Origin of the sequence: Pseudomonas sp. NFX224 (genome assembly GCF_048565165.1) — a bacterium.
Lineage (GTDB): Bacteria > Pseudomonadota > Gammaproteobacteria > Pseudomonadales > Pseudomonadaceae > Aquipseudomonas.
The window spans coordinates 2,834,181-2,847,214 of the sequence record NZ_CP183416.1 but is presented as its reverse complement, the minus strand read 5'-3'; the positions used below and the strand labels follow the sequence as shown (position 1 = coordinate 2,847,214).

At 58.1% G+C, this 13,034-nt stretch carries 15 protein-coding genes and 1 pseudogene; 5 read left to right on the top strand and 11 right to left on the bottom strand.

What is annotated here, in order from left to right:
* Positions 1-33: 33 nt before the first annotated feature.
* The 3 genes from rpoZ to ACNYC6_RS12780 form a co-directional block, all read right to left on the bottom strand.
* Positions 34-297 carry a DNA-directed RNA polymerase subunit omega gene (rpoZ, locus tag ACNYC6_RS12790; protein WP_007921129.1) on the bottom strand — a complete coding sequence of 88 codons (264 nt, stop codon included), beginning with the start codon at positions 295-297 and terminating at the stop codon, positions 34-36.
* Between the two features lie 167 nt (positions 298-464).
* Positions 465-1,085 (bottom strand): guanylate kinase, encoded by a 621-nt coding sequence (gene gmk / locus ACNYC6_RS12785; protein ID WP_419712585.1) that lies wholly within the window; start codon positions 1,083-1,085, stop codon positions 465-467.
* 12 nt (positions 1,086-1,097) lie between these two features.
* On the bottom strand, positions 1,098-1,961 hold the full coding sequence (locus ACNYC6_RS12780; RefSeq protein WP_419712584.1) for a YicC/YloC family endoribonuclease: 864 nt from the start codon (positions 1,959-1,961) through the stop codon (positions 1,098-1,100).
* 267 nt (positions 1,962-2,228) lie between these two features.
* Here ACNYC6_RS12780 and rph point away from each other — a divergent pair, with 267 nt between their 5' ends.
* The 3 genes from rph (at position 2,229) to gltS (ending at position 4,881) form a co-directional block, all read left to right on the top strand.
* Positions 2,229-2,951, top strand: a complete 723-nt coding sequence (gene rph / locus ACNYC6_RS12775) for a ribonuclease PH (RefSeq protein ID WP_419712583.1) — start codon at positions 2,229-2,231, stop codon at positions 2,949-2,951.
* Positions 2,952-2,979: 28 nt separating this feature from the next.
* Positions 2,980-3,348 carry a DUF4870 domain-containing protein gene (locus ACNYC6_RS12770; RefSeq protein ID WP_419712582.1) on the top strand — a complete coding sequence of 123 codons (369 nt, stop codon included), beginning with the start codon at positions 2,980-2,982 and terminating at the stop codon, positions 3,346-3,348.
* A gap of 324 nt (positions 3,349-3,672) precedes the next feature.
* Entirely contained in the window at positions 3,673-4,881 is a 1,209-nt protein-coding gene (gene gltS / locus ACNYC6_RS12765) for a sodium/glutamate symporter (RefSeq protein WP_419712581.1), read from the top strand.
* A gap of 76 nt (positions 4,882-4,957) precedes the next feature.
* Here gltS and ACNYC6_RS12760 read toward each other — a convergent pair whose 3' ends face one another.
* Positions 4,958-5,737 carry an exodeoxyribonuclease III gene (locus tag ACNYC6_RS12760; protein ID WP_008062840.1) on the bottom strand — a complete coding sequence of 260 codons (780 nt, stop codon included), beginning with the start codon at positions 5,735-5,737 and terminating at the stop codon, positions 4,958-4,960.
* Positions 5,738-5,820: 83 nt separating this feature from the next.
* On the opposite strand from ACNYC6_RS12760, the gene pyrE reads away from it, so the two are divergent.
* Positions 5,821-6,465 carry an orotate phosphoribosyltransferase gene (gene pyrE / locus ACNYC6_RS12755; protein ID WP_034147724.1) on the top strand — a complete coding sequence of 215 codons (645 nt, stop codon included), beginning with the start codon at positions 5,821-5,823 and terminating at the stop codon, positions 6,463-6,465.
* A 52-nt stretch (positions 6,466-6,517) separates the two neighbouring features.
* Here pyrE and ACNYC6_RS12750 read toward each other — a convergent pair whose 3' ends face one another.
* The 7 genes and pseudogenes from ACNYC6_RS12750 to coaBC form a co-directional block, all read right to left on the bottom strand.
* Positions 6,518-6,901 carry a hypothetical protein gene (locus ACNYC6_RS12750; RefSeq protein WP_419712580.1) on the bottom strand — a complete coding sequence of 128 codons (384 nt, stop codon included), beginning with the start codon at positions 6,899-6,901 and terminating at the stop codon, positions 6,518-6,520.
* Positions 6,888-7,460 (bottom strand): hypothetical protein, encoded by a 573-nt coding sequence (locus ACNYC6_RS12745; protein ID WP_419712579.1) that lies wholly within the window; start codon positions 7,458-7,460, stop codon positions 6,888-6,890. Before ACNYC6_RS12745 ends, ACNYC6_RS12750 begins: the two co-directional genes overlap by 14 nt.
* Before the next feature lie 17 nt (positions 7,461-7,477).
* Positions 7,478-7,690 (bottom strand): hypothetical protein, encoded by a 213-nt coding sequence (locus ACNYC6_RS12740; protein ID WP_419712578.1) that lies wholly within the window; start codon positions 7,688-7,690, stop codon positions 7,478-7,480.
* Between the two features lie 190 nt (positions 7,691-7,880).
* A complete protein-coding gene (gene argB / locus ACNYC6_RS12735) occupies positions 7,881-8,786 on the bottom strand; it encodes an acetylglutamate kinase (RefSeq protein WP_053163877.1) in 906 nt (301 codons plus the stop codon).
* A gap of 39 nt (positions 8,787-8,825) precedes the next feature.
* Positions 8,826-10,229, bottom strand: a pseudogene (locus ACNYC6_RS12730) (phosphomannomutase/phosphoglucomutase); the annotation flags it as partial.
* 240 nt (positions 10,230-10,469) lie between these two features.
* Complete coding sequence (dut, locus tag ACNYC6_RS12725; protein ID WP_338583876.1) at positions 10,470-10,925, bottom strand: dUTP diphosphatase; 456 nt, start codon at positions 10,923-10,925, stop codon at positions 10,470-10,472.
* 5 nt (positions 10,926-10,930) lie between these two features.
* Positions 10,931-12,139 (bottom strand): bifunctional phosphopantothenoylcysteine decarboxylase/phosphopantothenate--cysteine ligase CoaBC, encoded by a 1,209-nt coding sequence (gene coaBC, locus ACNYC6_RS12720; RefSeq protein WP_419712577.1) that lies wholly within the window; start codon positions 12,137-12,139, stop codon positions 10,931-10,933.
* A 135-nt stretch (positions 12,140-12,274) separates the two neighbouring features.
* Here coaBC and radC point away from each other — a divergent pair, with 135 nt between their 5' ends.
* A complete protein-coding gene (radC, locus tag ACNYC6_RS12715) occupies positions 12,275-12,949 on the top strand; it encodes a RadC family protein (protein WP_419712576.1) in 675 nt (224 codons plus the stop codon).
* Positions 12,950-13,034: the final 85 nt, after the last annotated feature.

The following is a 13,034-nucleotide window of genomic DNA, read 5'->3' as shown; positions in this document are numbered from 1 at the left end:
TCCCGCGCCGTGCTACGTCGACCAGGCATAGGCTTAGACGGCCTCGTTGGACTCGTCCTCAAATGCAGCAAAAAGCGGTTCATCTTCAACGATTTCGGCTTCGGCAATAGCTGCGTAGTCGATCAGGCCTTCAGCGATTTCGCGCAGGGCGACAACGGTAGGCTTGTCGTTTTCCCATGCTACTTTCGGTTCTTTGCCGCCGGTGGCCAGTTGACGGGCACGCTTGGTAGAGAGCATGACCAGCTCAAAGCGGTTATCCACGTGTTCTAGGCAGTCTTCAACGGTTACGCGGGCCATGGTCTTCCTCGTAGCAAATGCAATATGCGCGCTGCCCGGATGGGCGAGCGGACTCAACAGTTTAAAAAATCACCAGCGATTAGGGAAGCGCTGATTTTTTGATCAAGCCCTTCAACACGCTGCAAGTGCCAATGTAAAGCCCTTGCAGCTGTTTTGGGAAGAGCGGATCAGCCGAGCAATTCAGCCAATAATTTGCCGTGGCGTTGCTGCTGACGTTTTTGTTGCAGCTGATTGGCACGGAAAATCGCCTTCAAATCGTGCAAGGCATGGGCGAAATCGTCGTTGATGATCAGGTAGTCGTAGTCGACGTAGTGGCTCATTTCGCTAACGGCTTCGCGCATCCGACCGTCGATGATCTCGTCGCTGTCCTGGCCACGATTGGTCAGGCGCTGGTGCAGGGCTTCAAGTGACGGCGGCAGAATGAAGATCGAACGGGCCTGCGGCATCAGCTTGCGTACTTGCTCGGCGCCCTGCCAGTCGATCTCCAGAATCAGGTCGTGACCTTCATCCAGTGTCTGCTGCAAGTGGCTTTGCGAAGTGCCGTAGAGATTGCCGAAGACTTCGGCACGCTCGAGGAAATCCCCGTGTTCGATCATCTTCACGAACTGTTCGCGCGAGACGAAGTTGTAGTTCACGCCGTCCACTTCGCCCGGGCGCATGGCGCGGGTGGTGTGCGAGACCGAGACTCGGATCTCCGGGTTGGCGTCGGTCAGGGCCTTGACCAGGCTGCTTTTGCCCGCGCCCGATGGGGCGGAGATGATGTAGAGGGTACCGGTGCTGTGGGTCATGTCAGGGTTGCCTTACTCAATATTCTGCACTTGTTCGCGCATCTGCTCGATCAACACCTTGAGGTTGACCGCCGCCTGGGTGCTGCGCGGGTCGAAGGCTTTGGAGCCCAGTGTGTTGGCTTCGCGATTGAGTTCCTGCATCAGGAAGTCCAGGCGTCGCCCGGCAGCGCCGCCGGATTTGAGTACCCGACGAACTTCGATGATGTGAGTGCTCAGGCGATCCAGTTCTTCGGCGACGTCGCTTTTTTGCGCGAGCATGACCATTTCCTGCTCCAGTCGCTGCGGGTCCATCTCGGCCTTCATGTCGGCGAAACGGTCGAGGACCTTCTGGCGCTGGGTGGCAAGCATCTGTGGAACCAGCTCGCGCAGGGTCACCACGTCTTCTTCAATGGACGTCAGGCGATCGTTGATCAGCCGTGCCAGCTCCGCGCCTTCGCGTTCGCGGCCGGCCTTGAGTTCTTTCAGGCCTTCGTTGAACAACGCCAGTGCTTCGGCGTTCAAGGCTTGCGGGTCGGTGGCATCACCTACCAGCACGCCGGGCCAGGCCAGGACTTCGAGCGGGTTCAGTGCGGCTGGATTCTTGATCAGGCTGGCGATGGTCTCTGCGGCGGCAACCAGTTGTGCGGCGCGGTCCTGATCCACTTGCAGCGCTTTGCCGGCGTTTTCTTCGGTGAAGCGCAGGGTGCACTCGAGCTTGCCCCGCGACACGCCCTGGCGCAGGGCTTCACGGACGGCGCCTTCGAGGTCGCGAAAGGAGTCCGGCAGGCGCAGGTGGGGTTCCAGGTAGCGGCTGTTGACCGAGCGCAGTTCCCAGCTCAGGGTGCCCTGGATGCCGGCTTTCTCGACGCGGGCGAAGGCGGTCATGCTGTGCACCATGGAGGTACCTCGCAATGCGGATCGGCGCGGAACTGACGTTCCGGCAATCTGCTATCAATGAATTAAAGCCGACTGGCAGCAAAGGCGCAGGATTGTAGCGCAGTGGCGCGGATGCGCCCAAACACACGGTGTGACAAACGACTGCAGGTCGTCGGGTACGGGCTGTTCAGAGACTTCGCTCGTCAGAGGATTTTTTTAGAAGTGCCCAGTCGTGGCTGGCAGCTCTATAATGCTCCGCAGTTTTCCGTCCCCGTACAGGTATCCCTTATGAAACGTCCAAGTGGTCGCGCTGCCGATCAGCTCCGCTCGATCCGCATTACCCGCAACTACACCAAACACGCCGAGGGATCTGTACTGGTCGAGTTCGGTGATACCAAAGTCATCTGCACCGTCAGCGTTGAAAACGGCGTACCGCGTTTCCTCAAGGGCCAGGGCCAGGGCTGGCTGACCGCCGAGTACGGCATGCTGCCGCGTGCCACCGGCGAGCGTAACCAGCGTGAAGCGAGCCGCGGCAAGCAAGGCGGCCGCACCCTGGAAATCCAGCGTCTGATTGGCCGTTCCCTGCGCGCTGCGCTGGACATGTCCAAGCTGGGCGACGTGACCCTGTACGTCGACTGCGACGTGATCCAGGCTGATGGCGGCACCCGTACTGCATCCATCACCGGTGCCATGGTTGCACTGGTCGACGCCTTGAAAGTGATCAAAAAGCGCGGCGGCCTGAAAGGCGGCGACCCGCTCAAGCAAATGATCGGTGCGGTGTCGGTCGGCATGTATCAGGGCGAGCCGGTACTCGACCTCGACTACCTGGAAGACTCGGCAGCCGAGACCGACCTGAACGTGGTGATGACCAGCACTGGCGGTTTCATCGAAGTCCAGGGCACTGCCGAAGGCGCGCCATTCCAGCCGGAAGAGCTGAACGCCATGCTGGAACTGGCCAAGAAAGGCATGAGCGAAATCTTCGACCTGCAAAAGGCTGCACTGGCTGACTGATCGGCCTGTTTTTCACAAGGAGAACGTGATGAGTGATGAACAAGAGCTGCTTCCCACCCCGAGCAAAGAAGTTCGGCAGTGGGCGATGTTTTGTCACTTGTCCGCCTTGCTGGGGATCTGGATTCCGTTCGGTACGCTGATCGGCCCGTTGATCCTGTGGCAAATGAAGCGCGAGATGGACCCGTTCATTGACGCACAAGGCAAGGAGGCGCTGAACTTTCAGATCACCGTCGCCATTGCCTCCGCCATTTGCTTCCTGCTGATGGTGGTGATTATCGGGTTCTTCCTGTTTGGCCTGATCGCCATTGGCGCGCTGGTGCTGACGATCATTGCCGGCGTGAAGGCCAATGAAGGGCTCCCTTATCGGTATCCGTTCACCTGGCGGCTGATTAAGTAAGCAGCCTTGCAGCTGTTTATTAAAAAACGCCCCGACTTGTCGGGGCGTTTTTTTATTATCAAATAATTTCAACAGACATATGCGCTTACTTCCCCACACTTCTAGTCACAACTACATGGCTATAACTTTTCCCATATCCTTGGCAATGAGGCTTGGCGGTTGTTAAAGTTTGCCCAAGTAATATTCATTAGAAATATTTCGATATATTCAGACCATTGACGGATACTGAAACTAAAGCAATCAGCGTTGAGAGCAATCAGCCTGTTCAAGAGGCGTGCCCAGGTAAACAGTTCGCCCCTGAATGAATAATCCAAGAATATCCCAATGTTTCAGCTCGATTTTTATGGAACACTCGTCGCCGCGTCCTTAGTACTCTTACTGGGACGCGGGCTTGTCACGCGTGTCGGTTTTTTACGCGCTTACAATATCCCTGAACCTGTAGCCGGTGGCCTGATGGTTGCCTTGGTTCTTTTGGTTTTTCGATTATTTAATATTGAAGTGCGATTTGACACCTCACTGCAAACTCCCTTGATGCTGGCGTTTTTCGCCACTATTGGATTGAGTGCAGATTTCGCCAGCCTGAAGAAGGGCGGACGCGTAGTGGGTGTGTTTCTGTTAGCAGTCACCGGGTTGTTGGTGGTTCAGAATGCCATGGGCATCGGGCTCGCAACGGCTTTGGGTCTCGACCCTCTGATGGGGCTGCTGACAGGCTCGGTGACGTTGGCGGGTGGTCACGGAACCGGTGCTGCCTGGGGTGCGACGTTCAGTGAGAAGTACGGCCTGGCCTCCGCCTCTGAGCTCGCAATGGCCTCTGCAACGTTTGGTCTGGTGCTGGGCGGTTTGATTGGTGGGCCGGTCGCACGGATGCTTATCAAACGCACACAAGTTCCCGGCTGTTCTAATCAAGATACGCCACGGCTGCCAAAGGGTTTTGAACAGCCGAATAAAGAGCGTTCGATCACGCCATTTTCGTTTATCGAGTCACTCGCGTTGATCGCCGTCAGCTTGATGGTGGGTAACCTCATGAATGGCGCGCTGCGCGAAACCGCATTTGAGTTGCCGACGTTCGTTTGCGTATTGTTCGTGGGCGTTCTTTTGCGAAACAGCCTTTCAGCACTTGGCTTGTATCAGGTGTTTGAGCGGGAAGTTTCTGTACTGGGGAATGTCAGCTTGTCGCTGTTCCTGGCAATTGCGCTGATGTCACTCAAGTTGTGGGATCTGGCTGCACTGGCATTGCCGTTTTTCATCATTCTGGCGGCGCAAACCCTGGTCATGGCGCTGTTTGCGATATTCGTGACGTTTAGAGTGATGGGCAGCAATTATGATGCGGCGGTACTGGCGGCAGGGCATTGCGGCTTTGGGTTGGGTGCCACTCCAACGGCAATCGCTAACATGCAAGCCGTGACGCAACGTTACGGTCCTTCGCAGATAGCATTCCTGGTCGTGCCGATGGTGGGCGCGTTCTTCATCGACATCATTAATGTCATCGTGATCAAGTTGTACCTTGCGCTGCCATTCTTTGGCGCGGCCTGACGTTCGGATCACTGATTTCAGCTCATAAAAAATGCCCGTATCTCGCGATACGGGCATTTTTTGTATGCGACAACGTTTAGATCGTCAACGTCCAGTCGTAGTCCACGATCAGTGGCGCATGCTGCGAGAACCGTGGCTGACGTGGCAGGCGCGCGCTACGTACAAAGCGGCGCAGGCCCGGCGTCAGGATCTGGTAGTCGAAACGCCAGCCGAGGTTTAGCATTTCGGCCTGTTCGTTGTCCGGCCACCAGCTGTACTGGTCGCCTTCACGGCTGACTTCGCGCAAGGCATCGACATAACCCATGTTGCCGACAATCTCGTCCATCCAGGCGCGTTCTGGCGCCAGGAAGCCCGGAGATTGCTGGCTGTCGCGCCAGTTCTTGATATCCAGCTTCTGTTGCGCCACGTACAGCGAGCCACAATAAATGTACTCGCGGCGTTTGCGCCGCTGCTTGTCCAGGTACTTGGCGAAGTCGTCCATGAGCTTGAATTTCTGGTTCAAGTCTTCATCGCCGTTCATGCCGGACGGAAGCAACAAGGTTGCAATACTGACTTTGTCGAAATCGGCTTGCAGGTAGCGCCCGTAGCGGTCCGCCGTCTCGAAACCGAGACCGCTGATGACAGCCTTCGGTTGCAACCGCGAGTACAAAGCCACACCACCTTGGGCGGGAACTTCGGCGTCGCAGGCATAAAGGAAGTATCCATCCAGTTGGAAGGCTGGATCGTCCAGTTCAAAGGCGGAGGCACGGGTGTCCTGCAGGCAGATGACGTCGGCATTCTGTGCCTGCAGCCAACTGAGCAAACCTCGCTCGACTGCAGCCTGAATACCATTGACGTTCACACTGATGATCCGCATAAATGGCCCCAAAAATCGCGTGCGTGTATGATACACGGCGTCAAGCTAATTAGCTAAATCCGTGGTATTTGGGGTTTTTTTTCATGCAAGCGTATCAGCGCGATTTCATTCGTTTTGCCATCGATCGCGGCGTTCTGCGCTTCGGTGAGTTCACCCTGAAGTCCGGGCGTACCAGTCCTTACTTCTTCAATGCCGGCCTGTTCAACTCGGGTTCGGCCTTGGCGCAGCTGGGTCGTTTCTACGCCGCAGCCATTGCCGAAAGCGGCATTTCTTTTGACGTGCTGTTTGGCCCTGCCTACAAAGGCATCCCATTGGCGGCGACCACTGCCGTGGCGTTGGCCGAACATCACAACCGTGACCTGCCATGGTGCTTCAACCGCAAGGAAGCCAAGGCCCACGGCGAAGGCGGCAGCCTGGTCGGCGCACCGTTGACCGGCGAAGTGTTGATCATCGACGACGTAATCACCGCCGGCACCGCCATCCGCGAAGTGATGCAGATCATCGCTTCCCAGGACGGCGCCAAAGCCGCAGGCGTATTGATTGCCCTGAACCGTCAGGAGCGTGGCAATGGCGAGTTGTCAGCGATCCAGGAAGTGGAGCGTGACTTCGGTATTCCGGTCATCAGCATCGTGTCGTTGAACCAGGTGCTGGAATTCCTGGCTGATGATCCACAGCTCAAGCAGCATTTGCCGGCGGTTGAGGCCTATCGGGCGCAGTTCGGCGTCTGATTTAGTCCAATAAGTAAGGCCCTGTTTACACGGCCTTTTCTTTGGGCGGTGCTTAACGCAGGTGGCGCCATTTGACGATCAATCGAATGGTCAGCCAAACGTTGAGCGCTGCAAACACCAGTAGCGCGCAGACGACCATCACATACAACGTGCGATCTACGTCGAAACTCCACAGGTCCAGCGTGCTGTTGCTCATGATTCGCACAGCGGCGGGCAGGTTGACGTAAAACAGCGCGATGAAGGCGCAAGTCAGCGGCGCCGCGCAGCCCATCAAAACGCTCAGTACTTTCCTCTGGCTGCGTTTTCTCGCCAACGGGCCTGACTGTTTTTCGTCCAGTTCCAGCGCTTCGTTCAGTCTGGGCCAGGCCAGATTGAACATGAACGTGGTCAGGGTCAGCAGCAGGCCACTGACCGCGACGATGTCACTGAACGGCATTCAGGCCCAGTGTCCGGCAGAGCAGCGCGTGGGAATCTTCGCTGATTTCGAATTGTCCGGCACTGCCTTTGCGTTTGACTATTGGTTTGAACGTTGGCTCATTCTGTGTGATCAGCATGTTCAGTTCATCGCGGATCACGTCCGAACTGATCACCACCAGATACACGGACTGAGCGTGCTCCGCAGACTCGATCACGGCTCGCATGCTGTACAGCAGGATCTCGTCCAATTGATTGCGAAACCGTGAAACCGTGTTTTTCAGCAGGGTTTTGCTCTGGCTCTGGGTCAGCTGGAAAATTGTCGATATCTGCGACTCGGTCGGCAACGTTTGCCCGAAGTAGTTTTGAATCAGATACAGCAAACGATCCTGCTTGGCCTCATCGGCCCTGCTGGGCATCCCGCCTTCGACCAGCATTTTCAGGTATTCGGTCAGGCTCGCCTTGGCTATTCGCTGCAGGGCATGGGCAATTTCGGCGTCGGAAATCCGCAACGTCTTTTTGACCGGCTCCTTTTGCTCGAGGTCAAAGGCCTGGGCATCGATCGTGAACGAGATCTGCATGGTTCAGTCTCCCCGGGTCACTTGGAAGACTCGTTTGGGTACGGATCAGCCTCGGCGTCGCCTTGGCCGGTCAGGATCTTCCAGCCATTGAGCACATGTGTGCCTGGTTTGAAGTCAGGGCATGGTGGCAGCGAAGTCTTTGATTGGTTGGTGTATTCGCGTCCGCAGTCTGCGCACTCATAGGTGCCTGCTGAAACATCACTGCCGTAGGGAACGTGGTCTTTTTGCATGGGGAAGATCTCCTGTGGATTCAGGGAAGATCCTATGCAGATTGATACTTTCTGGATGTCGGACGTTTCGCTTACTTAAGTCGGACGATTCCTGCGCGCATAAAAAAGATCGCAGACTTCGTCAGCTCCTACAGGATTCTCGTACATCCGTAGGTGCCGCCGAAGGCTGCGATCTTTTAAGGTGTATGAATCAGTGACGCTTGCGATTACTGATCAGGGTGCCCACGCCGGTATCGGTGAAGATTTCCAGCAGGATCGCATTCGGTACGCGACCATCGATGATCAGCGAGCTGCCCACGCCGCCCTGAACCGCTTCCAGTGCGCAGCGGATTTTCGGCAGCATGCCGCCGTAGATGGTGCCGTCGGCGATCAGGTCGTCGACCTGCTGGGTCGTCAGGCCGGTCAGGACCGTCCCCGACTTGTCCATCAGGCCAGCGATGTTGGTCAGCAGCATCAGCTTTTCGGCTTTCAACGCTTCGGCGACTTTACCGGCCACCAGGTCAGCGTTGATGTTGTACGACTCACCGTTGGCGCCGACGCCGATTGGCGCGATCACCGGGATGAAATCACCTTTGACCAGCAGGTTCAGCAGGTCGGTATTAATGCCGACTACTTCGCCGACGTGGCCGATGTCGATGATTTCCGGGGTGGTCATCTCCGGCGTCTGGCGGGTGACAGTGAGCTTCTTCGCACGAATCAGCTCGGCGTCCTTACCGGTCAGGCCAATAGCGCTGCCGCCATGACGGTTGATCAGGTTGACGATGTCCTTGTTGACCTGGCCACCAAGGACCATTTCCACCACGTCCATGGTGGCGGCGTCGGTGACGCGCATGCCGTCGACGAAATGGCTCTCGATCGACAGACGCTTGAGCAGGTCACCGATTTGCGGGCCGCCGCCGTGAACGACCACCGGGTTGATGCCCACGGCCTTCATCAGCACGATGTCGCGGGCGAAGCCGGTTTTCAGCTCCTCGCTTTCCATCGCGTTGCCGCCGTATTTGATCACCAGCGTCTTGCCGACATAGCGGCGAATGTAAGGCAGCGCTTCGGACAGGACCTTGGCGGTGTTGGCGGCGGCTTCGCGTTCGAGGGTCATTCAGGGCTCCGGCACTTCAAAAGAAGGCGCTTCAATAAATCAAAACGGTAGAAGGAGATCAGGTGCAACACGCTTCAACTGGGCGTGGAAAACGTCCTTGATGCGCTGCAATTCAGCCTCGTCATCGGCCTCGAAGCGCAGCACCAGCACCGGTGTGGTGTTGGACGCGCGCACCAGGCCCCAGCCTTTGGCATAGTCGACTCGCACGCCGTCAATGGTGGTCAGGTCGGCGCCTGCGCCCCACTGCGCGTCATGCAATGCATCAATGATGCTGAATTTGCTCTCTTCGGTCACATGGATATTGATTTCCGGCGTAGAAATATCGTTCGGGAAGGTTGCGAACAGCTCTTCGGCCGAGGATTTTTCCTTGCTGAGGATCTCCAGCAACCGCGCGGCGCTGTAGATGCCGTCGTCGAAACCGAACCAGCGCTCCTTGAAGAAGATGTGCCCGCTCATTTCGCCGGCCAACAGGGCGCCGGTTTGTTTCATTTTCTTTTTGATCAACGAGTGACCGGTCTTCCACATTAACGACCGGCCGCCATATTCCTTGATCAGCGGTGTCAGGCGGCGGGTGCATTTAACGTCGAAGATGATCTCCGCGCCAGGGTTACGCGCCACTACGTCGCGGGCGAACAACATCAGCAGGCGGTCCGGGTAGACGATGCTGCCGGTGTTGGTCACCACGCCAACGCGGTCGCCGTCGCCATCGAAGGCCAGGCCGATGTCGGCGTTGGTTTCCTTGACCTTGGCGATCAGGTCGACGAGGTTTTCAGGCTTGCCCGGGTCCGGATGATGGTTCGGGAAGTTGCCGTCGACTTCGCAAAACAGCGGGATGACTTCGCAGTTCAGCGCTTCGATCAGTTGCGGGGCGATCACGCCGGCCGCGCCGTTGCCGCAATCCACGACCACTTTCAGGCGTCGGGCCAGTTTGATGTCCTGGACGATTTCGGTGGTGTAGCGGTCAAGAATCTCGACCTTGGTGATGCTGCCTTTGCCGCTGCTCAGGTTGTTGGTCTTGAGGCGGTCGTGCAGGGCCTGGATCTGTTCGTTGGCCAAGGTGTCACCGGCGATGACGATCTTGAAGCCGTTGTAGTTCGACGGGTTGTGGCTACCGGTCAGCATCACGCCGGATTTGCCGGCCAATACATTGGCGGCGTAATACAGCGCCGGGGTCGGCACCAGGCCGACATCGCTGACGTGGCAGCCGCTGTCGGCCAGGCCCTGGATCAATTGCTCCACCAGCTCCGGGCCGGACAGGCGACCGTCACGGCCAACGGAAATGTTCGGCTCATTCTGGGCCAGGGTTTGGGCACCGATGGCGCGACCGAGCCAGTAAGCCGTCTCGGCGTTCAGAAATTCCGGGACGGTGCCGCGAATGTCGTAGGCGCGGAAAATGCTGTCGGGGAACTTGGGGGCGAGGCGGGCGGGGGTGCTCATCTGTGGAAATGCTCCATCTTGAAAGTGGCTGGACAGGTCGCCGAAATATTTGGCGACACGTTCAAACTGAAGGGTATGACGGCGTTTTCCACAGAGAGTTCGTGGTGCGAAAGGGCCATGACAGCGCGATTAGCGGGTATTGGGCCGGCCAATACCTTGTTTTCAGGCGGTTAAACCTTTCAGTGAGCAGCGCACAATTTGTGGCGAGGGAGCAAGCTCCCTCGCCACAAATTGATCTTTTTCGAATCAACGCGTGCCTGTATGGCCAAAACCGCCAGTGCCACGCTCGGTTTCAACAAACTCTTCAACCATTTCGAAATGAGCCTGCACCACCGGCACCAACACCAGCTGCGCCAGACGCTCGCCCACCGGCATGGTGAATTCGGTCTGGCCGCGGTTCCAGCAAGAAACCATCAACGGGCCCTGGTAGTCGGAGTCGATCAGCCCGACCAGGTTGCCCAGAACGATACCGTGCTTATGGCCCATGCCGGAGCGCGGCAGGATCAGTGCAGCGAGATTCGGGTCACCGATGTAAACCGACAGGCCGGTAGGGATCAGTACGGTTTCACCCGGTTTGATCACGGTGTCTTTTTCTAGCATGGCGCGCAGGTCGAGGCCGGCGGAGCCCGGTGTGGCGTATTGCGGTAGCGGGAATTCGGTACCGATGCGTGGGTCGAGGATCTTGGCTTGCAAAGCGTGCATGTAAATTAAACCTGGTTCAGACGTTCGGCGATAAAAGTGATCAGCTGGCGAGCAATCTTGCTCTTGCTGGTCTGGGCGAAAAGTGTGGCGTGAAGCTCGCGATCGATCACGCTGCAGGCGTTTTCTTCGCTGTTGAAGCCAATGCTCGGGTTGGCAACGTCGTTGGCGACGATCAAATCGAGGTTCTTGTCTTTCAACTTGCGGGCAGCGTAGTCGAGCAAGTGTTCGGTTTCGGCGGCGAAACCGACACTGAACGGTCGGTCGGGACGGGTCGCGATGGTGGCCAGGATGTCCGGGTTACGCACCATTTGCAGGACGAAGCCGTCGCCGCTTGTAGGGTCTTTCTTGAGTTTTTGCGGGGCAACGACTTCCGGACGGTAATCCGCGACCGCAGCCGAGGCGATGAAGATGTCGCATGGAATAGACGCTTCACACGCGGCGAGCATGTCGCGGGCGCTGACTACATCGATGCGCGTGACGCGATCGGGGGTCGGCAGGTGCACCGGGCCGCTGATCAGGGTGACGCGGGCGCCGGCCTCTACCGCGGCTTCGGCCAGGGCGAAGCCCATTTTGCCGGAGCTGTGGTTGGTGATGTAGCGCACCGGGTCGATGTTTTCCTGGGTCGGGCCTGCGGTAATCACCACGTGTTTGCCGGTCAGCGCCTGACGCTGGAAACAGTCCGCCGCGAGTTGCGCGAGCTCGGTGGCTTCGAGCATGCGCCCCAGGCCGACGTCGCCGCAGGCCTGGCTGCCGGAGGCCGGGCCGAAGACTTTCAGGTCGCGGCTTTCAAGGGTTTGCAGGTTGGCCTGGGTGGCCGGGTCGCGCCACATGGCCTGGTTCATCGCCGGGGCAACGGCGACCACCGCATCGGTGGCCAGCACCAATGTGGTCAGCAAATCATCGGCAATGCCTTGGGCCAGACGCGCGATCAGGTCCGCAGTGGCCGGGGCGATCAAGACCAGATCGGCCCATTTGGCCAGTTCGATGTGGCCCATGGCGGCTTCGGCTGCCGGGTCCAGCAAGTCCAGGTGCACAGGGTGCCCGGACAAAGCCTGCATGGTCAGCGGGGTGATGAACTCGGCACCGCCACGGGTCATGACCACGCGCACTTCCGCGCCCTGGTCCATCAGGCGGCGAACCAGGTCGGCGCTCTTGTAGGCAGCGATGCCGCCGCCGACGCCCAGAACAATGCGTTTCCGATACAGCCGCTGCATAGGTCTGCCTTTCATTTCGTTGATGACTGCGTGGCGAAACCCCCTCCCCAGGAGTGAATTCGCCCGCAAAAAAGATGGGCTACGATATCACAGCGACCGCTACGGAACAGCGGCGCCCACAGACAGGGAGGTGCTATGAGTATTCGTGATTGGCCGGCGGCGGAACGGCCGCGGGAGAAGCTTCTTGAGCAGGGTTCGGCGAGTCTTTCCGATGCCGAGTTGCTGGCAATCTTTCTACGAACCGGAGTGGCCGGAAAAAGTGCTGTGGACCTGGCGCGGCATCTGATGAGTCGATTTGGCAGTCTGCGCAGTCTGCTTGAGGCCGATCTACGGACTTTCAGCGGTGAATTGGGGCTCGGCCCCGCGAAGTTTGCACAACTGCAGGCCGTGCTGGAGATGGGGCGGCGGCATCTGGCTGAACGGCTGCGGCACAAGTCGGTTTTGGAGAACCCGGTCGCGGTCCGTGATTATCTGAAGTCAATGCTGCGTCACGAACCCCACGAAGTGTTCGGTTGCCTGTTCCTGGACTCCAGGCACAGGGCGCTGGCGTTTGAGTCGCTGTTTCGCGGCTCCATCGACTGCACCAGCGTCTACCCGCGGCAAGTGGTCAAGCGCGCTCTGGCGCATAACGCGGCGGCGATTATCCTGTGCCACAACCACCCGTCGGGCAACTCTGACCCCAGTCAGGCCGATCGGAAATTGACCAAGCGACTGCAAGAGGCGTTGGAGTTGATCGACGTGCGGGTGCTCGACCATTTCATCATCGGGGACGGTGATCCGTTGTCGATGGCAGAGTATGGGTGGATGTAGATCTGGGCACGGGCTTCTGTGGCGAGGGAGCTTGCTCCCGCTTGAGTGCGCAGCGCTCACAAGATCTTAAGGGCCGCTGCGCAGC

Bases quoted from the DNA above. Each gene is read 5' to 3' on its own strand.
- rph (WP_419712583.1), top strand. From the start codon at position 2,229: ATGAAACGTCCAAGTGGTCGCGCTGCCGATCAGCTCCGCTCGATCCGC.
- radC (WP_419712576.1), top strand. From the start codon at position 12,275: ATGAGTATTCGTGATTGGCCGGCGGCGGAACGGCCGCGGGAGAAGCTT.
- rpoZ (WP_007921129.1), bottom strand. From the start codon at position 297: ATGGCCCGCGTAACCGTTGAAGACTGCCTAGAACACGTGGATAACCGC.
- coaBC (WP_419712577.1), bottom strand. From the start codon at position 12,139: ATGCAGCGGCTGTATCGGAAACGCATTGTTCTGGGCGTCGGCGGCGGC.
- ACNYC6_RS12760 (WP_008062840.1), bottom strand. From the start codon at position 5,737: ATGCGGATCATCAGTGTGAACGTCAATGGTATTCAGGCTGCAGTCGAG.
- ACNYC6_RS12750 (WP_419712580.1), bottom strand. From the start codon at position 6,901: ATGCCGTTCAGTGACATCGTCGCGGTCAGTGGCCTGCTGCTGACCCTG.
- argB (WP_053163877.1), bottom strand. From the start codon at position 8,786: ATGACCCTCGAACGCGAAGCCGCCGCCAACACCGCCAAGGTCCTGTCC.
- ACNYC6_RS12745 (WP_419712579.1), bottom strand. From the start codon at position 7,460: ATGCAGATCTCGTTCACGATCGATGCCCAGGCCTTTGACCTCGAGCAA.
- ACNYC6_RS12780 (WP_419712584.1), bottom strand. From the start codon at position 1,961: ATGGTGCACAGCATGACCGCCTTCGCCCGCGTCGAGAAAGCCGGCATC.
- gmk (WP_419712585.1), bottom strand. From the start codon at position 1,085: ATGACCCACAGCACCGGTACCCTCTACATCATCTCCGCCCCATCGGGC.
- ACNYC6_RS12740 (WP_419712578.1), bottom strand. From the start codon at position 7,690: ATGCAAAAAGACCACGTTCCCTACGGCAGTGATGTTTCAGCAGGCACC.
- ACNYC6_RS12770 (WP_419712582.1), top strand. From the start codon at position 2,980: ATGAGTGATGAACAAGAGCTGCTTCCCACCCCGAGCAAAGAAGTTCGG.
- gltS (WP_419712581.1), top strand. From the start codon at position 3,673: ATGTTTCAGCTCGATTTTTATGGAACACTCGTCGCCGCGTCCTTAGTA.
- dut (WP_338583876.1), bottom strand. From the start codon at position 10,925: ATGCACGCTTTGCAAGCCAAGATCCTCGACCCACGCATCGGTACCGAA.
- pyrE (WP_034147724.1), top strand. From the start codon at position 5,821: ATGCAAGCGTATCAGCGCGATTTCATTCGTTTTGCCATCGATCGCGGC.